Raw genomic sequence first — 24,518 nt, forward strand, 5'->3', positions numbered from 1 at the left:
GGCTAATAAGGTGGGGCACTGATGAACGCGCCGTACGACGGTGATCGCGACGCTGCGGGCCAGATGCCTCCCTCGCCCGACGAGCGTCCCACTCCACCTGACCCGTATCTGCAGAACACCTACGCCTACGATCCGTACCAGCAGCAGGATCCGTCGGCGCAGGACCCCGTCGACGAGGCGCTCTACGACCGGGCCGCACACCCGCCGCCCGCGCAGTACGGCCAGCAGCACTGGCAGCAGGCCATGTACCCGCAGATGCCGTACAGCGACAACCCCGCCACCCAGTACCTGGGCGTCGACGACTTCGTCGGGCACGTCGGCCAGGAGCAGCAGCAGTACGACGCGTACCAGCACCTGTTCCGCGACCAGAGCCCCGAGGGGTACCCCCAGCAGCAGTACGGGCAGGGCCAGCAGCCGCCGCAGGCCCAGCAGCCGTACGCCCAGGGGCAGCAGCCCTACGGCCAGGGACAGGGCCAGGCGCAGGGTCAGCAGCCGTACCCCCCGCAGCAGGGGCAGCCGCAGCAGCAGGACCCGCGGCAGGGCTACTACCAGCAGCCGCAGGGCGGGTACCCGCAGGAGCAGTACGGCGCCCCGCAGGACTACGGCCAGCAGCAGTACGGCTATCCCCAGGTGCCCGCCGACAACTCGGGCACCGGCTACTCCGAGCCCGTCTACGAGGAGCCGCCCTACGGGCAGGCCACGTACTACCAGGGCACCGAGCAGCAGCCGTACCACGACCCGGACCCGCGCTACGCGGATCCCCGGTACCAGCAGCAGCAGCCGTACCCCCCGCAGCAGCAGGCCCAGACCCAGCATCAGATGCCGCACACGCAGCAGCCGGGTACCGGCCAGATGCCCGCGGTGGACGCGACCGGGCAGATGCCCGCCGCCGCACCGACCGCGCCTGCGGCGGGCCGCGGCGGCGGCATCCTCAAGTCCAGCGCGCTGATGGCCGCCGGCACCCTGGTCTCCCGGGTGACCGGCTTCGTCCGCACCCTGGTGATCGCCGCCGCGATCGGCGTCGCCACCCTCGGCGACTCCTACGCGGTCGCCAACACCCTGCCGACGATGATCTACATCCTCACCATCGGCGGCGGCCTCAACTCGGTGTTCGTCCCGCAGCTGGTCCGCGCGATGAAGGACGACGACGACGGCGGTGCGGCGTACGCCAACCGCCTGCTGACCGTCGTCATGGTGATCCTGGGCGGCATCGTCGCGGTGACGGTGCTCGGCGCCCCGCTGCTGATCCGCCTGATGTCCGCGAAGATCGCCGACAACCCGGACACCTACAGCGTGGCGATCACCTTCGCCCGGTACTGCCTGCCGACGATCTTCTTCATGGGCGTCCACGTGGTCATGGGCCAGGTGCTCAACGCCCGCGGGAAGTTCGGCGCCATGATGTGGACCCCGGTCCTCAACAACATCGTGGTGATCTTCACCTTCCTGATGTTCATCTGGGTCTACGGCTCCTACAGCACGACCCACATGGACGCGACGACCATCACGCCCGAAGGGACCCGCCTGCTGGGCATCGGCACCCTGCTCGGCCTGGTGGTGCAGTCGCTCGCGATGCTCCCGTACCTGCGGGAGGCCGGCTTCAGGTTCCGGCCGCGCTTCGACTGGCGCGGCCACGGCCTGGGCCACGCGGCCAAGCTCGCGAAGTGGACGTTCTTCTTCGTGCTGGCCAACCAGGCGGGCCTGATCGCCGTCACCCAGCTCGCCACCTGGGCCGGTTCCAACGCCGACAAGGACGGCTACCAGGGCACCGGCATCACGGCCTACAACAACGCCCTGCTGATCTGGCAGATGCCGCAGGCCATCATCACCGTCTCGGTGATGGCCGCCGTGCTGCCCCGGATCTCCCGGGCGGCGGCCGACAGCGACATCTCGGCGGTCCGCGACGACATCTCCTACGGCCTGCGCACATCGGCCGTCGCCATGGTGCCGGCCGGCTTCGCGTTCCTCGCGCTCGGCGTCCCGATGTGCGGCCTGCTCTACGCCAGCACCGGTGCCGAGTCCGCGCAGAACATCGGCTTCATCCTCATGGCGTTCGGCGTCGGCCTGATCCCGTTCTCGGTCCAGTACGTGATCCTCCGCGGCTTCTACGCCTTCGAGGACACCAGGACGCCGTTCTACAACACGGTCATCGTGGCCGCCGTGAACGCCGCCGCCTCCGCGATCTGCTTCCTGGTGCTGCCCGCACGCTGGGCCGTGGTCGGGATGGCCTTCTCCTACGGCCTCGCCTACGCGGTGGGGGTCGGCGTCGCGGCCAAGCGCCTGCGGGGCAGGCTGGCCGGGGACATCGACGGGCGGCGCGTGGTGCGCACGTACGCGCGGCTGGTGGGCGCGTGCGTCCCGGCCGCGGGGATCGCCGGTGCCGCGGTCTACGTCATCATGAAGTCCCTCGGCAGCGGCGCGGTCGGTTCGCTGGCGGCCCTCGTCGTGGGCGGCGGGCTGCTGATGGGCCTGTTCGTGCTGGCCGCCAAGCGCATGAGGATCCAGGAGATGACCGCGATGATCGGCATGGTCCGAGGGCGCCTCGGGCGCTGACGCCGGTCCTCGGACGCCCGCGGCCCGCTGCCGCGCAACCATCGCGGGCCACCGCGTGTCGTGCATAGAGCCGGAGTGTGGGCACAATTGTCATCGGCTCGACGTGAGATCGCGCAACGGATGGGGAGGCAGGAACGACGGTGGCGGATCGGAGCACGGCCGCCGTCGGAGTGGCCAGCGAGGGCGGAGAGTCGCCCGGCGCTCAGCAGAGCGAAGCCACTCCCGGCGGGACGACGACGGACGACCAGAGCAACGGCAAGCCCGCGACCGACGCGGCAGACACAGCCGGGACGGCCGACGCGGCCGGGACGACCGGCGAGGACCAGCCTGACGCCAGCGCAGAACCTGCCGAGAAGCCCGCTGAAGCCCCTCACGACGACGCGGACACCGTTGTGGACACCGTCACCCCGGACACCGACTCCCAGCCCCGCAGCAAGCCGTCTGCGCCCGAGCCGCAGGCCTCCCAGGAAGCCGAACCTGACGCCCTGATGGACACCGTGGCCGAGACGACCGCGGACGCGACCGCGGACGCCCCCTCCGACGCCGACACCAACGCCTCCCGTACACGTTCCACGGACAACAGCGCCCCGGACGCACCGGACGCCACCATGAAGCTGGCCGCGGGAGCGGAGCCCACGCAGCAGGCCGCCGCCAAGACCGCGTCCGCCCCCGAGCGCAAGCCGGCGGACGGGCCGAAGGCCAAGGCGGAGCCCGCGGACGGGGCGAAGGCGGAACCCACGCCGGCAGACGAGCCGAAGGCCGAACCCACGCCCGCGGACAAGGCGAAGGCGAAGGCGGAGCCCAAGGCAGGTCCCAAGTCAGTGCCCCGGCCGGTCCGCACCGCCCAGCCGGAGCTGCACAGCGGTCACAAGCTGGCCCGCCGCTACCAGTTGGAGGAGTGCGTCACCCGCGTCGACGGCTTCAGCAGCTGGCGCGCGGTCGACGAGAAACTGCGTCGTGCGGTCGGCATCCACATCCTGCCCGCCGACCACGCGCGTGCCCGCCAGGTGCTCGCGGCCGCCCGCTCGGCCGCGCTCCTCGGCGACCCGCGGTTCGTCCAGGTCCTCGACGCCGTCGAGGAGAACGACCTGGTGTACGTCATCCACGAGTGGCTGCCGGACGCGACCTCGCTCGCCGACCAGCTGGCCACCGCTCCACTGGAGCCGCACGAGGCGTACCAGATGGTCAGCCAGGTCTCCCAGGGCATGGCCGCCGCCCACCGCGAGGGGCTGGCGCACCTGCGGCTCGACCCGGGTGCCGTGTTGCGCACCGTGTCCGGCCAGTACCGGATCCGCGGGCTCGCCGTCGCGGCCGCCCTGCGCGGCCTCAAGGCCGAGCGCCCGCAGCGCCAGGACACCGAGGCGATCGGCGCACTGCTCTACGCCTCGCTGACCCAGCGGTGGCCCTACGAGGACGACGCCCACGGCCTGGCCGGGCTGCCCAAGCGCGTCGGCCTGGTCGCACCCGACCAGGTCCGGGCCGGGATCCACCGCGGACTGTCCGAGCTCGCCATGCGGGCTCTGGTCAACGACGGCGCGACCGCCTCCCGCGAGGAACCTCCCTGCACCACTCCCGAGGAACTCGCCAAGGCCGTGGCCGCGATGCCCCGCATCCGGCCGCCGGAGCAGGCACCGCCGGTCTACCGGCCCGCTCCGTACTCGCAGTTCCCGAAGAACTCCGCGCCGCCGCACGGCGCCACCCGCGCCCCCGCGGCGGCACCGGTGCCGCCGCCTGCCCTGCCGGGCCGGACGGGCCAGGTCCTGAAGTGGGCGGTGGCCGCCCTGGTGATCGTCGCCATCGGCCTCGGCAGCTGGCAGTTGGCCGACGCGCTGAAGTCGAACGAGGACCAGCCCACCAAGCACACCCCCACGGGGCAGAAGGCCGGCCAGAACACCACCCCGCCGGCGCCGAAGCCGATCCCGATCGTGAGCGCCAAGGACTTCGACCCGCTCGGTGACGGGAAGGAGAACCCGGACCTCGTGTCCAAGGTCTACGACGGGAACCCCGGCACCTACTGGCAGACCCAGTACTACCTGGGGGCGGACCTCGGCGGTCTCAAGCCAGGCGTCGGCGTCATCGTCGATCTGGGCAGCGCCAAGAACATCAGCAACGTGAAGGTGGACTTCATAGGGTCCACCAGCGCGCAGTTGCTGACGACCAAAGACTCCTCGATGCCGAGCAGCTTCGATGACTTCACGACGGTCGCCCAGGGGTCCGGCGAGCAGGTGACGTTCACTCCCAGCACCAAGGTGACCTCGCGGTACCTCCTCGTCTGGTTGACCAAGCTCCCACCCATGTCAGCGGGCCAATTCCGTGGCAAGATCGGCGAGATCAGCGTGACCGGCTGAGCCGAACGCACCGCGGAATCCCGGGGGAGGGCAGCGATGGAGCAGAACCCGCTCAGCGGGGTCTCCGACGCCGAACTCCTGGCCCGGCACGTGGCGGGCGATCCCGACGCCTTCGGCGAGATCGTCCGCCGTCATCGCGACCGGCTGTGGGCGGTCGCCCTGCGCACGCTGGGCGACCGCGAAGAGGCCGCGGACGCGGTCCAGGACGCCCTGGTGTCCGCCTTCCGCAGCGCCCACCGCTTCCGGGGAGAGGCGGCCGTCACCACCTGGCTGCACCGGATCACTGTGAACGCCTGCCTGGACCGAGTCCGGCGGGCCGCGAGCCGGCGGACGTCACCCGTCGCGGACGAGCAGAACTTCGAGGCGCTCATGGAACCGCACGAGTCCGCTGAGGCGCCCGCCGAGCGCGAGGAGCTGCAGCGCGAACTGGTCGCCGCGCTGGCCACCCTGCCGCCCGAGCAGAGGGTGGCCCTGGTGCTCGTGGACATGCAGGGCTACCCGGTCGCGGAGGCGGCGGCCGTGCTGGACGTCCCCACCGGAACCGTGAAGAGCCGGTGCGCCCGAGGACGGGCCCGGCTGCTCCCGCTGCTGACCCATCTGCGGTCGGCGGAGACGGATAAGGGTGATCGTCGCCGGGGAAGGAACCCGACGGGGGGCACGCCCGTCCCAGAGACGGGTACGGAACAGGGCGGAGGTGGCCACCGATGACGACGGGGATGGACCCGCACCCCGAGGTCTCGGAGATCTCCGACTTCTCCGAGGGCTTGGTGGGGACTGACCGCGGCCGGGCCATCCGGGCCCACCTCGACACGTGCGAGCTCTGTCGGGACGTCCTGCGTTCCCTGGAGGAGATCCGGGGGCTGCTCGGCACGCTCCCGGGGCCGCAGCGGATGCCCGCCGACATCGCGGGCCGGATCGACGCGGCGCTCGCCGCCGAGGCCCTTCTCGACGCCACCCTGCCGCATGTTCCACGTGAAACATCGGCGGAGCCGTCAGCCGCCCCGGAGCGCGGGATGAGTGTTCCACGTGAAACCGGGAAGGACGTTCCACGTGAAACATCCACCTCGCCGGGCGGGCACCCCGGCGGAACGACCGGTCCTGGCCGTGGCGGGCGCCCCGGAGAGCGGTCGCCGTCCAGGCGACGGCGGGGACTCCTGGCGGTCGCCGGCGCCGTGGGAGCCGCCCTCCTCGGCGGTGTGATCTACACGGCAGCTTCCGGGACCGGCTCAGCCGGGTCCAGCCTGGACAGCGCACGGCAGACGTCGGCCGCCGGAAGCACGACCGCGGCAGTGGGCAGCCAGGTGCGCGAGCTCCTGGCCGGACCGCACCACAGCACCACCAAGCAGTCCCCGGGCGGAAACACCCCGATGCTGCAACCCAACAGCACCGGGTCCGTGACGCAGCCGGACGGTGCGACCGTGCCCGTGCCCTCGTGTGTCCTCAAGGCCACGCACCGCTCCCAGCCCCCGCTGGCCGCCGAGCGGGAGCTCTTCCAGGGCACCCCGTCCTATCTCGTCGTCCTGCCTCACCCGAACGACGCCAGCCGGGTGGACGCCTTCGTCCTCAACGCGTCGTGCACCGTCTCCAGCCCTGGCGCGGTGCTCTTCCAGGGGACCTATCCCCGTTAGGACGTCTGCCGCGGCAGGGCGCGGGCGGGTGCGGTGCCCCGGGAATGCCGGACCCGTAGGATCCGTTAGGCAGGACGAGAGTCCAGCCAGGGCCCCCACCGCAGTTCGCAGAGACGAGGAAGACACCCGTGAGCGACGTCCGTAATGTGATCATCATCGGCTCGGGGCCCGCGGGGTACACCGCGGCGCTCTACACGGCACGTGCTTCCCTCCAGCCGCTGGTCTTCGAGGGTTCGGTGACGGCCGGCGGCGCCCTGATGAACACGACCGACGTGGAGAACTTCCCGGGGTTCCGTGACGGCATCCTGGGCCCGGATCTGATGGACAACATGCGCGCCCAGGCCGAGCGCTTCGGCGCGGAACTGGTCCCGGACGATGTCGTGGCCGTCGACCTGACCGGTGACATCAAGACGGTCACCGACTCGGCCGGCACGGTCCACCGGGCGAAGGCCGTGATCATCACGACCGGCTCGCAGCACCGCAAGCTGAACCTCCCCAACGAGGACCAGCTCTCCGGCCGCGGCGTCTCGTGGTGTGCCACCTGTGATGGCTTCTTCTTCCGTGAGCAGGAGATCGCCGTGATCGGCGGCGGTGACACCGCGATGGAGGAGGCGACGTTCCTCTCCCGGTTCGCCAAGTCCGTGAAGATCGTCCACCGCCGTGACAGCCTGCGGGCCTCGAAGGCGATGCAGGAGCGTGCCTTCGCCGATCCGAAGATCTCCTTCGTGTGGGACAGCGAGATCGCCGAGATCCACGGCGACGGCAAGCTCTCCGGTCTGACCCTGCGCAACACCAAGACCGGTGAGACGTCCGAGCTGCCGGTGACCGGTCTGTTCATCGCGATCGGCCACGACCCCCGGACCGAACTCTTCAAGGGCGTGCTCGACCTGGACGCCGAGGGCTACCTCACCGTCCAGTCGCCGACCACGCGCACCAACATTCCTGGTGTGTTCGCCGCCGGCGACGTCGTCGACCACTCCTACCGCCAGGCGATCACGGCGGCCGGCACCGGCTGCTCCGCCGCTCTGGACGCCGAGCGCTACCTTGCGGCGCTCGCCGACGCCGAGAAGACCGCCTGACCCAACCTGACCCTCACCCTCCAGCACGCATCAAGACCCGAGGAGACTGCCGTGGCCGGCAACACCAAGCCCGTGACCGACGCGACCTTCGCCCAGGAGGTGCTCGCCAGCGACAAGCCCGTCCTGGTCGACTTCTGGGCCGAGTGGTGCGGCCCGTGCCGTCAGATCGCCCCCTCCCTGGAGGCCATCGCGGCGGAGCACGCGGACGAGATCACCATCGTCAAGCTCAACATCGACGAGAACCCGGTCACCGCGGCGAAGTACGGCGTGATGTCCATCCCGACGCTCAACGTCTACAAGGGCGGCGAGGTCGTGAAGACCATCGTGGGCGCGAAGCCGCGTGCCGCCCTGGAGCGTGACCTGGCCGACTACATCGGCTGAGTCCGGAGCCTGGGTTTCTCTACCCGCAGCAAAGACTGAGGCGGTGTGCTGTTCCACGTGGAACAGCACACCGCCTCAGTCGTGTCCGGGCTCCGTCGGGTCCCGGCGCCTCGCTCAGAGGGGGCGCAGCGCCGGCTCCTTCTGAACGGCACCGAGCAGCCGGTCGATCGCCATCTCGACGTCCTCCTTCCAGGAGATCGTCGAGCGGAGCTCCAGCCTCAGCCGGGGGTAACGGTGATGGGGGCGGACGGTCTTGAAGCCGACCGCGGTGAGATGGTCGGCCGGCAGGACGCACGAGGGACCGGACCACTTCGCGTCGCCGAAAGCCTCAATGGCCTTGAAGCCGCGGCGGACGAGATCCTTGGCGACCGTCTGCACGAGGACCCGGCCGAGTCCCTGTCCCTGGTATCCGGGGAGCACCCGCGCCGTCATCAGCTGGACGGCGTCCGCGGACACCGGACTCGTCGGGAAGGCGGTGGACCGCGGGACGTAGGCGGCGGGGGCGTAGAGCACGAAGCCTGCGGGGACCTCGTCCACATAGACGACGCGTCCGCACGAGCCCCATTCCAGGAGCGCGGCGGAGATCCAGGCTTCCTTCTCCAGTTCGGGCTTTCCCGCCTGGACGGCCGCCTCTCCGCTGACCGGGTCGAGTTCCCAGAAGACGCAGTGGCGGCAAGGCTTGGGCAGATCCGGAAGGTTGTCCAGGGTGAGCGGTACGAGCCGGCGTCCCATCTGGCTCAGACCCCATTTCTGTCGCGAACCGAACAGCCCGCGGGCACCCCGGCGATCCGCGCCGGGGTGCCCCTGTGTCACTCGGCCTCGTCCTCGTCGACCTCGTCGTCGAGCTTGGTCTCCAGAACTCGGCCTTCGCCAGGGGCCATCGCCCCCAGGATGCGCTCCAGATCGTCTATCGAGGCGAATTCCACGACGATCTTTCCGCGCTTTTGGCCAAGGTCGACCTTCACCCGGGTGTCGAAACGGTCCGAGAGCCGCGTCGCCAGGTTGGTGAGCGCCGGGGAGACGCGCCGGCCGGCCCGGGGGCTGGAGACCTTGCGGGCCGCCTTCGGCTCGCTGTTCATCAGCGTCACGATCTCCTCGACCGCGCGCACGGACAGCCCCTCGGCGACGATCTTGTGCGCCAGGCGGTCCTGCTCCTCGACGTCGTCGACGGCCAGGAGTGCGCGCGCGTGCCCGAAGGAGAGCACGCCGGCCGCGACCCGGCGCTGGACCGGAGCCGACAGCTTCAGCAGCCGCAGGGTGTTGGAGACCTGGGACCGCGAGCGGCCGATCCGGTCCGCCAGCTGCTCGTGGGTGCAGGAGAAGTCCCGCAGCAACTGGTCGTATGCCGCCGCCTCTTCCAACGGGTTCAGCTGGGCCCGGTGCAGGTTCTCCAGGAGGGCGTCCAGGAGAAGCTTCTCGTCGTCCGTGGCACGGACGATCGTCGGAATCCGCTCCAGCCCGGCGGCCTTGCAGGCGCGCCAGCGCCGCTCACCCATGATCAGCTCATAGCGGTCCCCGCTGATCTGCCGCACCACGACCGGTTGCAGCAGACCCACCTCCTTGATGGAGGTGATGAGTTCATTCAGGGCGTCCTCGTCGAACACCTCACGCGGCTGGCGCGGGTTCGGAGTGATGGAGTCCGGCAGCAGTTCGGCGAAGTAGGCACCGGTGGTCGGCACCTTCACGCTGGACAGATCGGGCTCTGTTTCACGTGAAACCGGGATGTCCACCACGGGCGGCGCCGACTCCGGCGCCCTGCGGTCTGTCAGGCCGGCCACCTTGGCGGCCGCCACGCCACGCTCCGACGTCAAGACCGGCGTCCCTGCCGGGGACGCGCCGGTCGCCGGCGGTCCGGCCGGGATCAGCGCGCCGAGACCACGGCCGAGCCCTCTGCGTCGATCACTCACTGGATCCCCTCCGACATGCTGTGCGGGTTGTGCTCGTTGTGCTGGTCGTCCTGCTGGTCGTACTCGGCTGCCACATGGCCGGGCAGGCCGCGCAGCGCCATCTCCCGGGCCGCCTCCAGATACGACAGGGCACCGCTGGAACCCGGGTCGTAGGTGAGGACGGTCTGGCCGTAGCTGGGAGCCTCCGAGATACGGACCGAACGCGGGATGCTGGTGCGCAGCACCTCCTTGCCGAAGTGGGTGCGCACCTCCTCGGCGACCTGGGACGCGAGCCGGGTACGGCCGTCGTACATCGTCAGCAGGATCGTCGAGACGTGCAGCTTCGGGTTGAGGTGGGCACGGACCAGGTCCACGTTCTTCAGGAGCTGTCCAAGACCCTCCAGCGCGTAGTACTCGCACTGGATCGGGATGACGACCTCGGCGCCGGCGACCAGCGCGTTGACGGTCAGCAGGCCGAGTGACGGAGGGCAGTCGATCAGGACGTAGTCCAGCGGCTGCTCGTAGGAGGCGATGGCCTTCTCCAGCCGGCTCTCCCGGGCGACCAGCGAGACCAGTTCGATCTCGGCACCCGCGAGGTCGATGGTGGCGGGCGCGCAGAACAGGCCCTCCACATCGGCGACGGGCTGGACGACCTCGGACAGCGGCTTGCTCTCCACGAGGACGTCGTAGATCGAGGGCACCTCGGCGTGGTGATCGATCCCCAGCGCCGTCGAGGCATTGCCCTGCGGGTCGAGGTCGATGACCAGCACCCGGCCGCCGTGGAGTGCCAGGGAGGCCGCGAGATTGACCGTCGTGGTCGTCTTGCCGACACCGCCCTTCTGGTTGGCGACGACCATCACCCGGGTCTGGGGAGGCCGGGGCAGCCCCTCACCCGTGCGGTTCAGCGCCTCAACGGCCAACTGAGCGGCGCGACCGATGGGGGTGTCATCCATGGGAGGCAATGTTTCACGTGAAACATCGCCTCCGAACCCCGGGGGCCCCGAATAGGGTCCCCCGGCTTGCTCAGCTGATCGGGGACCGGGGACCGGATCGGCCATCGGCCCCGCGATGTTGGCGTCGGACCGCAAGGACTCACACTCCTCGACTTCAGGCTCGCTACGAGAAGAGCCTGCCATGCCCGAGGGGTGATGAACCAGCGAGCCCCGGCTACCTGTGGATAAATCCCGAGAACTATCCACAGGGCCAGTCGTTTTAGCAGGTTTTTTGGCACGCGCCTCGGCCGCGGCGCGACCACGGCTGAGGACTCCGGGGAGCAGCGAACGACGTTTCACGTGGAACACGATGCACAGGCCATCAGCACAATGTCCGAAGACACTCCGAATTGTGCACTTATGCCCGTTTGTATGGCGTAGAAAGCCCAGGGGAGTGGACCGCGGCGGCCGCCGGGGAGCACCCGCCGGCCGTGACGATCACCGGCGCCTGCGCCCGCCGGTGTTCCGCGGGCCGCGGCTGGCCGCGCGGGCCGCCTTCGCCCTGCGGGTCGCGGCACGCACACCGCCAGGGCTTTCGCCGACCAGCACACGCACCACCGTGGACATCGGATCGACCACGCCGTCACCCACCTGGACGACCGTCGCCTCCACCGCACCGAGCCGGCTCAGCGCGGCCCGGGCCGCCTTCAGCTCCTCCTCGGCCGTGTCGCCCTTGAGTACCGCCATCTCGCCGTGCGGGCGCAGCAGAGGCAGGCCCCAGCCGGCCAGACGCTCCAGGGGCGCCACCGCGCGAGCGGTGACCACGTCCACCGGAGGCAGCTTGCCCAGCACCTCCTCGGCGCGGCCCCGGACCACCGTCACGTTGTCGAGCCCCAGCAGCCTGACCACCTCCTCCAGGAAGGTGGTCCTGCGCAGCAGCGGCTCCAGCAGCGTGATCTCCAGATCGGGCCGGGCCAGTGCCAGCGGAATGCCGGGGAGTCCCGCGCCGGACCCCACGTCGCAGACCGACACCTCGGGGCCGATCACCTCGGACAGCACCGCGCAGTTCAGCAGGTGCCGCTCCCACAGCCGCGGCACCTCACGCGGCCCGATGAGACCTCTCCGCACACCCGCGTCCGCGAGCAGCTCGGCGTAGCGCACGGCGTCGGCGAACCGGTCACCGAAGACCGCTCCGGCCTGTTCCGGCGGCACGGGAAGCTCCGCTGCTGCCTCCGTCACGGGGGGCCGTCCTTTCCTTCGCTGGGATCTTGGCTGGGACGCCCCGGGCTCCCGGGTGTCCGGTGGGTCGACTTCCAGGCTTACAAGATTCGGCCCCGCCTGCGAACAGACGGGGCCGACGGGTCAGGCACGAGCCGGTCAGACGGGGATGACGACCACCCTGCGCTGCGGCTCCTCACCCTCGGACTCGCTCCGCAGGCCGGCCGCCGCGACCGCGTCGTGCACGACCTTGCGTTCGAAGGGGGTCATCGGGTCGAGCTTGACCGGCTGGCCGGTCTCCTTGGCCTCGGCCGCGGCCTCGGAGCCCAGCTGGGCCAGCTCGGCGCGCTTGCGGGCGCGAAAGCCGGCGATGTCCAGCATGAGGCGGCTGCGCTCGCCGGTCTCCCGGTGCACCGCGAGCCGGGTCAGCTCCTGGAGCGCCTCCAGCACCTCGCCGTCCCGGCCGACCAGCTTGGTCAGGTCCCGGCTCGAGGTGTCGCCGACGATCGAGACCGAGGCGCGCTCACCCTCGACGTCCATGTCGATGTCGCCGTCGAGATCGGCGATGTCCAGCAGACCCTCGAGGTAGTCGGCAGCGATCTCACCCTCCTGCTCCAGGCGGGTCAGGGTGGCGGACGAGCCGCTGTCGGGTGCCGTGCTGGTGTTGACGTCGCTCACGCCTGGACTCTCCTCTTACTTCTTCTTCGACAGGTTGCCCGGCTTGGACTTGGGACCCGCCTTGGGGGAACCGCCCTTGTTGGCGCCCGCCCGCGGCGAACCGGCCCGCGGCGAACCGGAGGTCTTGCCGCCACCGGAACCCTTGGCACCGCCGCCCGACTGCTTCGGGGTGCCGCCCTGAGGCTTGCCGCCGCCCTGGGCCTTGGCGCCGCCCGACGGGGAGCCGCCGGACTCGGCGTCGGCGGTCTGGTCCTCACCGGAGGCCTTCTGCGCATCCGAACCCGAGCCGGAACCCGTGCCGTGCGTGGCGTGACCACTGCGCTGGGACTTGCTCTGCCGCTTGGGCTGCGTGCGGTTGGCGCGCGCGGTCTCCACCGCCTCCTTGGCGGCGACCTCCTCCGGCGACTCCACCAGCTTGCCCTTGGCCCGCAGCCGCTCCTGGCGCTGCTCGAAGGCCAGGCTGCCCGGCGTGGGGTTGCGGCGGATGACGACCAGCTGCTGACCCATGGTCCACAGGTTGGTGGTGAGCCAGTACAGCAGGACACCGACCGGGGCGATGATGCCGAAGCCCGCGAAGATCAGCGGGAACACGTACATCAGCATCTTCTGCTGCTGCATGAACGGCGTGTTCACCGACATGTCCACGTTCTTGGTCATCAGCTGGCGCTGCGTGTAGAACTGCGACGCCGACATCAGGATGATCATGATGATCGTGACGATGCGGACCTCGGTGACCGAGGCGCCGAAGTGGGCCAGCGTGGCCGCGCTGTCGACGAACTTCGCCGGCAGCGGGGCGCCGAAGATGTGGGCCTGCTGGGCGCTCGCCACGAGGTTCTCGTGGATGACGCCGATCGGCTTGCCCTTGGCGATGTTGCTGAGCACGTGGTACAGCGCGAAGAAGAACGGGGACTGCACAAGGATCGGCAGGCACGAGGAGAGCGGGTTGGTGCCCGTCTCCTTGTACAGCTTCATCATCTCTTCGGACTGACGCTGCCGGTCGTTCTTGTAGCGCTCCTGGATCGCCTTCATCTTGGGCTGGAGCGCCTGCATGTTCCGCGTCGACTTGATCTGCTTGACGAACAGCGGAATCAGCGCGATCCGGATCAGGACCACCAGCGAGACGATCGACAGACCCCACGCCCAGCCGCTGTCCTTGTCGAAGATCAGGCCGTAAAACGAGTGGAACTGGACGATGATCCACGAGACGGCATCGTAGAGGGGGTTCAAGATCCCCACGGTCAGGCTCCTTGTGCGTGAGAGGGTCCGGTGGGCTCGGGCGTGACGGGCCCGTCGGAGCCGCCCCGCAGGTAGCGGCGCAGCCGATCGTGCCAAGGCGGTCGCTTACGCGGCGGGACGTGGTCCACGCCACCCGGCGACCAGGGGTTGCAGCGGAGGATGCGCCACGCGGTCAGGGCCGTGCCCTTGATCGCGCCGTGCCGGTCGATGGCCGTGTAGCCATAGTGCGAGCACGAGGGGTAGTACCGGCACACCGGACCGAGCAGCGGGCTGATCGTCCACTGGTACAACTTGATCAGTGCCAGCAGCGGATACTTCATCGCGCCACCCTCCCCTCGGCTTCGCCATGGGTGCTTCGCCCCAGTAGCCGCTGGAGCGCGGCGTCCAGGTCGAGGGCCAGCTGTGTGTGGTCCGCACTGCTCGCTCCGGGCAGTGCGCGTACTACCACCAGGCTACCGGGGGGCAGCAGCGACAGACGGTCCCGGACGATATGACGTAGCCGACGCTTGACCAGGTTGCGCTGGACCGAGCCGCCGACGGCCTTGCTCACGACGAAACCCGCACGTGCCGGAGGGGCGCTCCCCCCCGGCACATGCGGGTCAGTGGCGTCACGACGCAGATGGACGACCAGAAGCGGGCGGCCCGCCCGGCGTCCGCGGCGAACCGCCTCTGCGAAGTCCTGCCGCCGCCTCAGCCGATTCTCGGTGGGCAGCACAGCCTCATCCTGAGGTGGTCAGGAGATCAGGCGGACAGACGGGCGCGGCCCTTGCTGCGGCGGGTCGCGAGGATCGCGCGACCGGCGCGGGTGCGCATACGCAGACGGAAGCCGTGGGTCTTCGCGCGGCGGCGGTTGTTCGGCTGGAAGGTGCGCTTGCTCACTCGGGGGCTCCAGAGAAGAAATCGTGTCCTGCGGAACGTCGCTTGGCTGTCACCGTGCGCCCACGAAAGTTCGCGGACCAGAGGTGCACCGCTTTGAACGATCTTCCAGGAGCACCCGGAGGACCTTCGCCCATCGGTAGGCAGGCGGCAGCAGCCATCGACAACTCGACCTCGATACGGTACGTGCGGCTAGGCCATCCGGTCAAACCCGGGACACGCCGACCCCGCCATTTGTACACACCCTGTGGACAACGACTTGAACCACGCCTGCCGCCCTGACTACCGTGGCTGAACTCCGTACCCTTCCCGCCCCTTCCCGGAACCACACTTTCGCGGGAGTTCCTCAGCACCGGACAGCGACCGAGAGAGCGTGCAACTGTGGCCGACGTAACTGCTGATCTTGCCGCAGTGTGGCCGCGGGTTCTCCAGAAGTTGCTGGTGGAGAGCGAGGACCTGAAGCCCAAGGACGTGGAGTGGCTCAAGCGCACCCAGCCGCTGGCCCTGGTGGCCGGCACCGCGGTGCTCTCCGCGCCCAACGAGTTCGCCAAGAGCGTGCTGGAGGGCCGGCTGCTGCCGCTGATCACCGACGTGCTCAGCCGTGAGTTCGGTCACTCCGTGGGCATCGCCATCGCGGTGGCCTCCGGCGGCGACCAGGAGGGGCCGCCGCCCCCCGCCCCCGGCACGTCGATCCCCTCCCAGGAGCACGGCGAGCGCCCCGACCCCTACGCCCGGCCCGAGCGCCAGGACCCCTTCGCGCACCCCGGACACGGGGAGCACGCGGACCGCCAGGACCCGGGCGACGGCCCGGACGGCCCCCGGATGCGCCCGGCCTACCCCGAGCACCAGGACTGGCAGCAGCCCCGGCTCGGCAGCTGGGGCGTGCCCTCGCCGTCCGGCTACGACGACCGCGACCCGCGCGACCCGCGCGACCCGCGCGACCCACGCGACCCCTACGACAGCCGGCGCGACGCCTACGACAGCCGGCGCGACGGTTACGACTACCCGACCGTCCCGCACCAGGGCCACCAGCCGTACGGACCGCCGTCGGGCGGGTACCAGCAGGGCGGCCGCGAGGGCGAGCCGCCGATGCCGCCCCGCGGCGCGGGCGGCGGCCACGGTGACGGGCACGGCGGGCACGGCGGCCAGGACCCGCTCGGCGGACCCGGCGCGCACCGCGGCCCGGGCGGACCCGGCGCGCACCGCGGCCCGGGCGGACCCGGCGGACGCGGCAGCCACCTCGGCGGCCCGGCCGGCGGCGGATCGCACGGCGGCCACGGTTCGCCGGGCGGCGTCGGGGGCTCCGGCTCGTCCCACGGCGCGGTGGAGCCGACGGCCCGCCTGAATCCGAAGTACCTCTTCGACACCTTCGTCATCGGTGCCTCCAACCGCTTCGCCCACGCGGCGGCGGTGGCGGTCGCCGAGGCGCCGGCCAAGGCGTACAACCCGCTGTTCATCTACGGCGAGTCCGGCCTGGGCAAGACGCACCTGCTGCACGCGATCGGGCACTACGCGCGGAGCCTCTACCCGGGCACCCGCGTGCGCTACGTGAGCTCCGAGGAGTTCACCAACGAGTTCATCAACTCCATCCGGGACGGCAAGGCGGACGCGTTCCGCAAGCGGTACCGGGACATGGACATCCTGCTCGTCGACGACATCCAGTTCCTGGCGCAGAAGGAGTCGACGCAGGAGGAGTTCTTCCACACCTTCAACACCCTGCACAACGCCAACAAGCAGATCGTGCTGTCCTCCGACCGGCCGCCCAAGCAGCTGATCACCCTGGAGGACCGGCTCCGCAACCGCTTCGAGTGGGGCCTGATCACCGACGTCCAGCCGCCCGAGCTGGAGACCCGGATCGCGATCCTCCGCAAGAAGGCCGTGCAGGAGCAGCTGAACGCGCCGCCGGAGGTGCTGGAGTTCATCGCCTCCCGGATCTCGCGCAACATCCGGGAGCTGGAGGGCGCGCTGATCCGCGTCACCGCCTTCGCCAGCCTCAACCGGCAGCCGGTCGACCTGCAGCTCACCGAGATCGTGCTGAAGGACCTCATCCCCGGCGGCGACGACTCGGTGCCGGAGATCAGCGGCACCGCGATCATGGCGGAGACCGCCGCCTACTTCGGGCTGGCCGTCGAGGACCTGTCCGGGTCCTCGCGCAGCCGCGTGCTGGTCACCGCCCGGCAGATCGCCATGTACCTGTGCCGCGAGCTGACGGACCTGTCGCTGCCGAAGATCGGCGCCCTGTTCGGCGGCCGCGACCACACCACGGTGATGCACGCCGACCGCAAGATCCGCTCGCTGATGGCCGAGCGGCGGTCCATCTACAACCAGGTGACCGAGCTCACCAACCGCATCAAGAGCTGAGCGGGAGTCCTCCCGGGGCCTCCAACGGCCCCCTACGGCCCCCTACGGCCTTCTGACGGCTGTTCTACGGCCCCCGACGGCCCCACAGACCCATCCACCCCCTGTGTACAACCCAGCGCCCCGGAGTCCAACTCCCGGGGCGCTTCTCGTTGTTCACCCCCGCGGGGACCCGCTGTTCGATTTCTCTTCGCCTGCGGGCGTTTCTCCACAGATGCCGGGCGAAACCGTCGTCCACAGGCTGGGGACACCGGAGTTGTCCCGATTCCCTCCACAGTGCGCCGCTCCCGGGCAGCGTATCCCCAGCTCAGCGGCCTGGGGATATGTGGGCAACGCGAATCCACAGACTGTGGACGGATCGGACATCCCCCGGGGCGGAACGAAGGTTGTCCACCGCCCGCCCACAGGATGCCCGGGGTTGTGCACAGCTCAGGCCCGCTTCTCCACATCTGTGTCCACTGTTCGGCAACGCGACGCACCCTGTCCCACCCACGAGTGAAAGGCGTCACACCAAGGAGGTGGGTTGGGCTGGGGAGAACGCGGGTATTTCTGGGGACAGCGCTGGGGAGAACCCCGGGCTCCCTGTGAATCGGGTGTGCACAACTTCCGCCCGTCCACAGCACGGCCCGGTTGTCCACGTCCCCCACCCACAGGCGCGGTGGACAAAAAACGTGGCCTGACCTGCGGGGGAACCGGTTATCCACGGTATCCACACCCCCTACTACTACTGCTACACGTAGAGAGCGGGAATCAAGCTTCGAAGCGGGGGCTGTGCACAACTCGGCCCGGACGCGAACCGCCGCCTTGTCCCGGCTTGACGCCAACCCGCACCGAGTGTCGGTCCGGTGCGTCAGACTGTTCTCCGACAGCCAGCAACAAGCAGGAGGCGGTTCCGGTGAAGATCCGGGTGGAGCGCGACGTACTCGCCGAGGCAGTGGCTTGGGCAGCCCGCAGCCTCCCGGCCCGTCCTCCGGTGCCCGTCCTCGCCGGGCTGCTGCTGAAGGCGGAGGAGGGCAAGCTCAGCCTCTCCGGCTTCGACTACGAGGTCTCGGCCCGCGTCTCGGTGGAGGCCGAGGTGGACGAGGAGGGCACCGTCCTCGTCTCCGGCCGCCTGCTCGCCGACATCTCGCGCGCCCTGCCCAACCGCCCTGTGGAGATCGCCGACGACGGCGTCCGCGTCACGGTGGTCTGCGGCAGCTCGCGATTCACACTCCACACCCTGCCTGTGGACGAGTACCCGGCGCTGCCGGCGATGCCGACCGCCTCCGGCACCGTCCCCGGTGACGTCTTCGCCGCTGCCGCCGCCCAGGTGGCCATCGCCGCCGGGCGCGACGACACCCTGCCGGTGCTCACCGGCGTCCGGATCGAGATCGAGGGCGACACGGTCACGCTGGCCGCCACCGACCGCTACCGCTTCGCCGTCCGCGAGTTCCTGTGGAAGCCCGAGCAGAGCGACATCTCCGCCGTCGCGCTGGTCCCCGCGAAGACCCTGCTGGACACCGCCAAGTCGCTGACCAGCGGCGACACCGTCTCCATCGCCCTTGCGGGAGCCGGTGCGGGCGAGGGCCTGATCGGTTTCGAGGGCGCCGGCCGGCGCACCACCACCCGCCTGCTCGAAGGCGACCTGCCGAAGTACCGCACCCTCTTCCCGACCGAGTTCGCCTCGGTCGCGGTGATCGAGACCGCGCCCTTCGTCGAGGCCGTCAAGCGCGTCGCCCTGGTCGCCGAGCGCAACACCCCGGTCCGGCTGAGCTTCGAGCAGGGCGTGCTGACCCTCGAGGCCGGTTCCAGCGACGACGCACAGGCTGTGGAAAGGGTCGACGCCAAGCTGGAGGGCGACGACATCTCCATCGCCTTCAACCCGACGTTCCTGCTGGACGGCCTGAGCGCCATCGACTCGCCCGCCGCCCAGCTGTCGTTCACGACCTCGACCAAGCCGGCGCTGCTCAGCGGCCGCCCCGCGGTCGACGCCGAGGCGGACGACGCGTACAAGTACCTGATCATGCCGGTGCGCCTGTCCGGCTGAGTCCGGCACGAGGGACCGGCGTCGTGCCGGGTGGGTCCCGTACGGCGCCCACCGGGCGCCCGGTGGTCCAGGTCCCGCCCACCCGCTGAGTGCGCACGCACCCGCCGACGTAGGCTCGTGCTCAGGTCAGGCAGGCACGTGTCCAACGCTTCGAACGAAGGATTTGTGATGGAGCTCGGTCTCATCGGTCTCGGCAAGATGGGCGGCAACATGCGCGAGCGCATCCGCCGCGCCGGCCACACCGTCATCGGGTACGACCGGAACCCGGATCTCGCCGATGTCCACAGCCTCAAGGAGCTTGTGGATTCCCTCAAGGGACCGCGCGTGGTGTGGGTGATGGTGCCCGCGGGCGCCGCGACCCAGTCCACCATCGACGAGCTGGGCGAGCTGCTGTCGCCCGGCGACCTCGTGGTCGACGGCGGCAACTCCCGCTGGACCGACGACGAGAAGCACGCCGAGGAGCTGGCGGCCAAGGGCATCGGCTTCGTGGACTGCGGCGTCTCCGGCGGCGTGTGGGGCCTGGCGAACGGCTACGCGCTCATGTACGGCGGCACCGCCGAGGACGTCGCCAAGGCCCAGCCGATCTTCGACGCGCTCAAGCCCGAGGGCGACTGCGGTTCGGTGCATGCCGGGCGCGTCGGCGCCGGGCACTTCGCGAAGATGGTCCACAACGGCATCGAGTACGCGATGATGCAGGCGTACGCCGAGGGCTGGGAGCTGCTGGAGGCGGTCGACTCGGTCACCGACGTGCGCGAGGTGTTCCGCTCCTGGAAGTCCGGCACGGTGATCCGCTCCTGGCTGCTCGACCTGGCGGTGGACGCCCTGGACAAGAGCGAGCACCTGGAGAAGCTGCGCGGCTACGCCGACGACTCCGGCGAGGGACGCTGGACGGTGGAGGCGGCGATCGACAACGCCGTGCCGATGCCGGCGATCACCGCGTCGCTGTTCGCCCGCTTCTCGTCCCGCCAGGAAGACTCGCCGCAGATGAAGATGATCGCCGCGCTCCGCAACGAGTTCGGCGGCCACGCGGTCACCGCGGCCGAGTAGGCCCCGCGGCGGGCGACCGCCGCACACCGCACGTCACAGCAGGGAGGTCGGCGCGGCAGCGCCAAGCACGCGATGCACGTAGCGCACCTGTCGCTCGCCGACTTCCGCTCCTACGCCCGGGCCGAGGTCCCTCTCGGCCCGGGCGTCACGGCTTTCGTGGGCCCGAACGGCCAGGGCAAGACCAACCTCGTGGAGGCGGTCGGCTACCTGGCGACCCTCGGCAGCCACCGGGTGTCCTCCGACGCGCCCCTGGTCCGCATGGGCGCCGACCGGGCGATCCTGCGTGCGCAGGTCGTGCGCGGCGCCCAGGACGACGCCCGGCAGCAGCTGGTCGAGCTGGAGATCAACCCCGGCCGCGCCAACCGCGCCAGGATCAACCGCTCCTCGCAGGTCAGGCCGCGCGATGTGCTCGGCATCGTGCGCAGCGTGCTGTTCGCGCCGGAGGACCTGGCCCTGGTCAAGGGCGACCCCGGTGAGCGGCGCCGGTTCCTCGACGAGCTGATCACCGCCCGCGCCCCGCGCCTGGCCGGGGTGCGCAGCGACTACGAGCGGGTGCTCAAGCAGCGCAACACCCTGCTGAAGACCGCGGCCATGGCCCGCCGGCACGGCGGCAAGGGCGCGGACCTGTCCACCCTCGACGTGTGGGACCAGCACCTGGCCAGGGTCGGCGCGGAACTGCTCGCGCAGCGCCTGGACCTGGTCGCCGCGCTGCAGCCGCTGGCCGACAAGGCGTACGAGCAACTGGCGCCCGGCGGCGGCCCGGTGGGCCTGGAGTACCGCAGCTCCATGGGCGACGAGGCGATCAGCGCGGCCGCCGGCCGCGAGGACCTGTACGGCAGGCTGCTGGAGGCGCTGGGCGAGGCCCGCCGCCAGGAGATCGAGCGCGGGGTGACCCTCGTCGGCCCGCACCGCGACGACCTGCTCCTCAAGCTGGGCGCGCTGCCCGCCAAGGGCTACGCCAGCCACGGCGAGTCCTGGTCGTACGCGCTGGCGCTGCGGCTGGCCTCCTACGAACTGCTGTGCGCGGACGGCGGCGAGCCGGTGCTCGTGCTGGACGACGTGTTCGCCGAGCTGGACGCGCGGCGCCGGGAGCGGCTGGCGGAACTCGTCGCGCCCGGGGAGCAGGTGCTCGTCACGGCCGCGGTGGACGACGACGTGCCGCACGTGCTGGCCGGCACCCGCTTCACGGTGGAGGACGGGACGGTGGAGCGGCGATGACGCACGACCGGGACGCCGGGAGCGGCGCGGGGAAGAGCTCGGCCGGCGGTGCCGGGAACGGCTCCGGGGGCGCGGCGCGGGCGGGGCAGCCCGCCGGCCAGCAGCCCGCGGGCGCCGAGCCCGCCGGGGTGGACCTGGCGCGGGTGGCGCTGCGGGCCGCGAAGGAGCAGGCCCGGGCACGGGGCGCGGCCGCCGTGCAGAAGAAGCAGGCCCGGCGGGGCGGGCTGCGCAGCGGCGCCCGCGCCGACGGCCGGGACCCGCTGCCGCTCGGCGCGGCCATCAGCCGCCTGATCACCGAGCGCGGCTGGGAGGCCCCGGCGGCGGTGGGCGGCGTGATGGGCCGCTGGCCGCAACTGGTCGGACCCGAGGTGGCGCTGCACTGCGCGCCCGACCGGTACGACGAGGACGAGCGGGTGCTCACCGTGCAGTGCGACTCGACGGCCTGGGCGACCCAGCTGCGCCTGCTCGCGCCGACGCTCGTGGCGCGGCTGAACGCCGATCTCGGGCACGGCACGGTCCGGACGATCAAGGTGCTGGGCCCGGCCGGTCCCCCCCGGAGCTACGGCCGGCTGCGCGCACCGGGCAGCCGCGGCCCCGGTGACACCTACGGGTGACCGGTCTCATATCCGGCAAGCCCGCGGATATCCGGCGGCCGCGGCGCGTCCCGGTCCGCCGCCTCCCGCACCCCGTGCGCCCGTCCCGTCCCCACCGCCACCCGCCGCGCGCCTCGGCGCGTTCGTACTGGTGAGCGGCCTGGTACCCCTGGTGTGCGAGCGCCCGTGCTCAGCGTAGCCGCGGGTTGACAGCCGGAAGCCCTGGACGCCCGTGTGAGCCGTTTTGAGCCCGGGTCCGCGTGGAGGGAGTCGGACGACGGCGGTTTTGGGCGGCACATGGGAACTGAGGTACCGCCAAAGCCCCATTCGCGGCGTCGGTACCGGTAGACTGATCCGAGACCCGCCCTCCCCTGGCACAACCGGCAGGGGCCCCAGCGGAACATGTCGAACGACAGCTAGACGACACGGCCGATCCCGCTCGGCGGGAGGCGGCCCGTGCTGTGCCAGAAAGGGCGCTTCGTGGCCGATTCCGGCAACCCCAACGAGAACACCCCCAAGTCCTACGACGCCAACGCCATCACCGTGCTCGAGGGACTCGACGCGGTGCGCAAGCGTCCCGGCATGTACATCGGCTCGACCGGTGAGCGGGGCCTGCACCACCTGGTCCAGGAGGTCGTGGACAACTCCGTCGACGAGGCGATGGCCGGCCATGCCGACACCATCGACGTCACGATCCTCCCCGACGGCGGTGTGCGCGTCGTGGACAACGGCCGCGGCATCCCGGTGGGCATCGTGCCCTCCGAGGGCAAGCCGGCCGTCGAGGTCGTGCTGACCGTGCTGCACGCCGGCGGCAAGTTCGGCGGCGGCGGCTACGCGGTCTCCGGTGGTCTGCACGGCGTCGGCGTCTCGGTGGTCAACGCGCTGTCGACGCGGGTCGCGGTCGAGGTCCACACCGACGGCTACCGCTGGACGCAGGAGTACAAGCTGGGTGTGCCCACCGCGGAGCTGGCCAGGAACGAGGCCACGGACCGGACCGGCACCTCGGTCACCTTCTGGGCCGACGGCGACATCTTCGAGACGACCGACTACTCCTTCGAGACGCTCTCGCGGCGCTTCCAGGAGATGGCGTTCCTCAACAAGGGCCTGCGGATCTCGCTGACCGACGAGCGCGCCGACCACGTGGACGAGGAGGGCAAGCCGCTCTCCGTCGCGTACCACTACGAGGGCGGCCTCGTGGACTACGTGACGTACCTGAACTCGCGCAAGGGCGAGCTGGTCCACCCCACCGTCATCGACATCGAGGCGGAGGACAAGGACCGGCTGCTGTCCGTCGAGGTCGCGATGCAGTGGAACACCCAGTACAGCGAGGGTGTCTACAGCTTCGCCAACACGATCCACACCCACGAGGGCGGCACCCACGAAGAGGGCTTCCGCGCCGCGCTGACCTCGCTGATCAACCGGTACGCGCGCGACAAGAAGCTGCTGCGCGAGAAGGACGACAACCTCACCGGTGAGGACATCCGCGAGGGTCTGACCGCGATCATCTCGGTGAAGCTGGGCGAGCCGCAGTTCGAGGGCCAGACGAAGACGAAGCTCGGCAACACCGAGGCGAAGACGTTCGTGCAGAAGGTCGTGCACGAGCACCTCACCGACTGGCTGGACCGCAACCCCAACGAGGCGGCGGACATCATCCGCAAGTCGATCCAGGCGGCCACCGCCCGGGTCGCGGCCCGCAAGGCGCGCGACCTGACGCGCCGCAAGGGGCTGCTGGAGTCCGCGTCGCTGCCCGGCAAGCTGAGCGACTGCCAGTCCAACGACCCGACGAAGTGCGAGATCTTCATCGTCGAGGGCGACTCGGCCGGCGGCTCGGCCAAGTCCGGCCGCAATCCGCAGTACCAGGCGATCCTCCCGATCCGCGGCAAGATCCTCAACGTGGAGAAGGCGCGGCTGGACAAGATCCTGCAGAACCAGGAGATCCAGGCGCTGATCTCGGCCTTCGGCACCGGTGTGCACGAGGACTTCGACATCTCCAAGCTGCGCTATCACAAGATCATCCTGATGGCGGACGCCGACGTCGACGGCCAGCACATCAACACCCTGCTGCTGACCTTCCTGTTCCGCTTCATGCGGCCGCTGGTCGAGGCCGGGCACGTCTACCTGTCCCGCCCGCCGCTGTACAAGATCAAGTGGGGCCGGGACGACTTCGAGTACGCGTACTCCGACCGCGAGCGCGACGCCCTCATCGAGCTGGGCAAGCAGAGCGGCAAGCGGATCCGCGAGGACTCGATCCAGCGCTTCAAGGGTCTCGGCGAGATGAACGCCGAGGAGCTGCGGGTCACCACCATGGACGTGGACCACCGGGTGCTCGGCCAGGTCACGCTCGACGACGCGGCGCAGGCCGACGACCTGTTCTCCGTGCTGATGGGCGAGGACGTCGAGGCGCGACGCTCGTTCATCCAGCGCAATGCCAAGGATGTCCGCTTCCTCGACATCTGAGTCGGCC

Annotated in this window: 21 protein-coding genes; 12 read left to right on the plus strand and 9 right to left on the minus strand. The window is 70.5% G+C overall.

Annotation, left to right across the window (positions count from 1 at the left end):
* The first annotated feature begins 21 nt into the window (after positions 1–21).
* The 6 genes from murJ (at position 22) to trxA (ending at position 7,986) form a co-directional block, all read left to right on the plus strand.
* Positions 22–2,550 carry a murein biosynthesis integral membrane protein MurJ gene (gene murJ / locus BMW99_RS06460; RefSeq protein ID WP_069464745.1) on the plus strand — a complete coding sequence of 843 codons (2,529 nt, stop codon included), beginning with the start codon at positions 22–24 and terminating at the stop codon, positions 2,548–2,550.
* Positions 2,551–3,158: 608 nt separating this feature from the next.
* Positions 3,159–4,898, plus strand: a complete 1,740-nt coding sequence (locus tag BMW99_RS06465) for a protein kinase family protein (RefSeq protein ID WP_245791266.1) — start codon at positions 3,159–3,161, stop codon at positions 4,896–4,898.
* 36 nt (positions 4,899–4,934) lie between these two features.
* Entirely contained in the window at positions 4,935–5,606 is a 672-nt protein-coding gene (sigM, locus tag BMW99_RS06470; protein WP_069464747.1) for an RNA polymerase sigma factor SigM, read from the plus strand.
* Positions 5,603–6,526, plus strand: a complete 924-nt coding sequence (locus tag BMW99_RS06475) for an anti-sigma factor family protein (RefSeq protein WP_069464748.1) — start codon at positions 5,603–5,605, stop codon at positions 6,524–6,526. The genes sigM and BMW99_RS06475 overlap by 4 nt, the downstream gene beginning before the upstream one ends.
* 128 nt (positions 6,527–6,654) lie before the next feature.
* Positions 6,655–7,605, plus strand: a complete 951-nt coding sequence (gene trxB / locus BMW99_RS06480; protein ID WP_069464749.1) for a thioredoxin-disulfide reductase — start codon at positions 6,655–6,657, stop codon at positions 7,603–7,605.
* A 51-nt stretch (positions 7,606–7,656) separates the two neighbouring features.
* The gene (gene trxA / locus BMW99_RS06485) at positions 7,657–7,986 is read left to right on the plus strand and encodes a thioredoxin (protein ID WP_069464750.1); all 330 of its coding nucleotides are present in this window, start codon (positions 7,657–7,659) and stop codon (positions 7,984–7,986) included.
* Positions 7,987–8,100: 114 nt separating this feature from the next.
* Here trxA and BMW99_RS06490 read toward each other — a convergent pair whose 3' ends face one another.
* The 9 genes from BMW99_RS06490 to rpmH all read right to left on the minus strand — a co-directional run bounded on the left by BMW99_RS06490 (position 8,101) and on the right by rpmH (position 14,815).
* Positions 8,101–8,718: a GNAT family N-acetyltransferase gene (locus tag BMW99_RS06490; RefSeq protein WP_069464751.1), complete on the minus strand. Its 618-nt coding sequence runs from the start codon at positions 8,716–8,718 to the stop codon at positions 8,101–8,103.
* A gap of 77 nt (positions 8,719–8,795) precedes the next feature.
* Positions 8,796–9,893: a ParB/RepB/Spo0J family partition protein gene (locus BMW99_RS06495; RefSeq protein ID WP_075016394.1), complete on the minus strand. Its 1,098-nt coding sequence runs from the start codon at positions 9,891–9,893 to the stop codon at positions 8,796–8,798.
* Entirely contained in the window at positions 9,890–11,008 is a 1,119-nt protein-coding gene (locus BMW99_RS06500) for a ParA family protein (protein WP_075016395.1), read from the minus strand. The genes BMW99_RS06495 and BMW99_RS06500 overlap by 4 nt, the downstream gene beginning before the upstream one ends.
* Positions 11,009–11,302: 294 nt before the next feature.
* On the minus strand, positions 11,303–12,043 hold the full coding sequence (gene rsmG, locus BMW99_RS06505; protein WP_069464753.1) for a 16S rRNA (guanine(527)-N(7))-methyltransferase RsmG: 741 nt from the start codon (positions 12,041–12,043) through the stop codon (positions 11,303–11,305).
* 138 nt (positions 12,044–12,181) lie between these two features.
* On the minus strand, positions 12,182–12,700 hold the full coding sequence (locus BMW99_RS06510) for a Jag family protein (RefSeq protein ID WP_075016396.1): 519 nt from the start codon (positions 12,698–12,700) through the stop codon (positions 12,182–12,184).
* 15 nt (positions 12,701–12,715) lie between these two features.
* Positions 12,716–13,936 (minus strand): membrane protein insertase YidC, encoded by a 1,221-nt coding sequence (yidC, locus tag BMW99_RS06515; RefSeq protein WP_075016397.1) that lies wholly within the window; start codon positions 13,934–13,936, stop codon positions 12,716–12,718.
* 2 nt (positions 13,937–13,938) lie between these two features.
* Positions 13,939–14,256 (minus strand): membrane protein insertion efficiency factor YidD, encoded by a 318-nt coding sequence (gene yidD, locus BMW99_RS06520; protein WP_075016398.1) that lies wholly within the window; start codon positions 14,254–14,256, stop codon positions 13,939–13,941.
* On the minus strand, positions 14,253–14,651 hold the full coding sequence (rnpA, locus tag BMW99_RS06525) for a ribonuclease P protein component (protein ID WP_075016399.1): 399 nt from the start codon (positions 14,649–14,651) through the stop codon (positions 14,253–14,255). Before rnpA ends, yidD begins: the two co-directional genes overlap by 4 nt.
* Positions 14,652–14,677: 26 nt before the next feature.
* A complete protein-coding gene (gene rpmH, locus BMW99_RS06530) occupies positions 14,678–14,815 on the minus strand; it encodes a 50S ribosomal protein L34 (RefSeq protein ID WP_003975051.1) in 138 nt (45 codons plus the stop codon).
* Positions 14,816–15,253: 438 nt separating this feature from the next.
* Between rpmH and dnaA the strand changes: the two genes are divergently transcribed.
* The 6 genes from dnaA (at position 15,254) to gyrB (ending at position 24,511) form a co-directional block, all read left to right on the plus strand.
* The gene (gene dnaA / locus BMW99_RS06535; protein WP_245791242.1) at positions 15,254–17,173 is read left to right on the plus strand and encodes a chromosomal replication initiator protein DnaA; all 1,920 of its coding nucleotides are present in this window, start codon (positions 15,254–15,256) and stop codon (positions 17,171–17,173) included.
* 892 nt (positions 17,174–18,065) lie between these two features.
* Positions 18,066–19,196, plus strand: a complete 1,131-nt coding sequence (gene dnaN, locus BMW99_RS06540; protein ID WP_069464066.1) for a DNA polymerase III subunit beta — start codon at positions 18,066–18,068, stop codon at positions 19,194–19,196.
* A 165-nt stretch (positions 19,197–19,361) separates the two neighbouring features.
* Entirely contained in the window at positions 19,362–20,243 is an 882-nt protein-coding gene (gene gnd / locus BMW99_RS06545; protein WP_407640264.1) for a phosphogluconate dehydrogenase (NAD(+)-dependent, decarboxylating), read from the plus strand.
* A 72-nt stretch (positions 20,244–20,315) separates the two neighbouring features.
* The gene (recF, locus tag BMW99_RS06550) at positions 20,316–21,461 is read left to right on the plus strand and encodes a DNA replication/repair protein RecF (RefSeq protein WP_075016401.1); all 1,146 of its coding nucleotides are present in this window, start codon (positions 20,316–20,318) and stop codon (positions 21,459–21,461) included.
* Positions 21,458–22,075 carry a DUF721 domain-containing protein gene (locus BMW99_RS06555; protein ID WP_245791243.1) on the plus strand — a complete coding sequence of 206 codons (618 nt, stop codon included), beginning with the start codon at positions 21,458–21,460 and terminating at the stop codon, positions 22,073–22,075. Before recF ends, BMW99_RS06555 begins: the two co-directional genes overlap by 4 nt.
* 435 nt (positions 22,076–22,510) lie before the next feature.
* Positions 22,511–24,511 (plus strand): DNA topoisomerase (ATP-hydrolyzing) subunit B, encoded by a 2,001-nt coding sequence (gyrB, locus tag BMW99_RS06560; RefSeq protein ID WP_075016402.1) that lies wholly within the window; start codon positions 22,511–22,513, stop codon positions 24,509–24,511.
* Positions 24,512–24,518 lie beyond the last annotated feature (7 nt).

Origin of the sequence: Actinacidiphila rubida, assembly GCF_900110255.1 — a bacterium.
In the GTDB taxonomy this organism is placed as follows: Bacteria; Actinomycetota; Actinomycetes; order Streptomycetales; family Streptomycetaceae; genus Actinacidiphila; species Actinacidiphila rubida.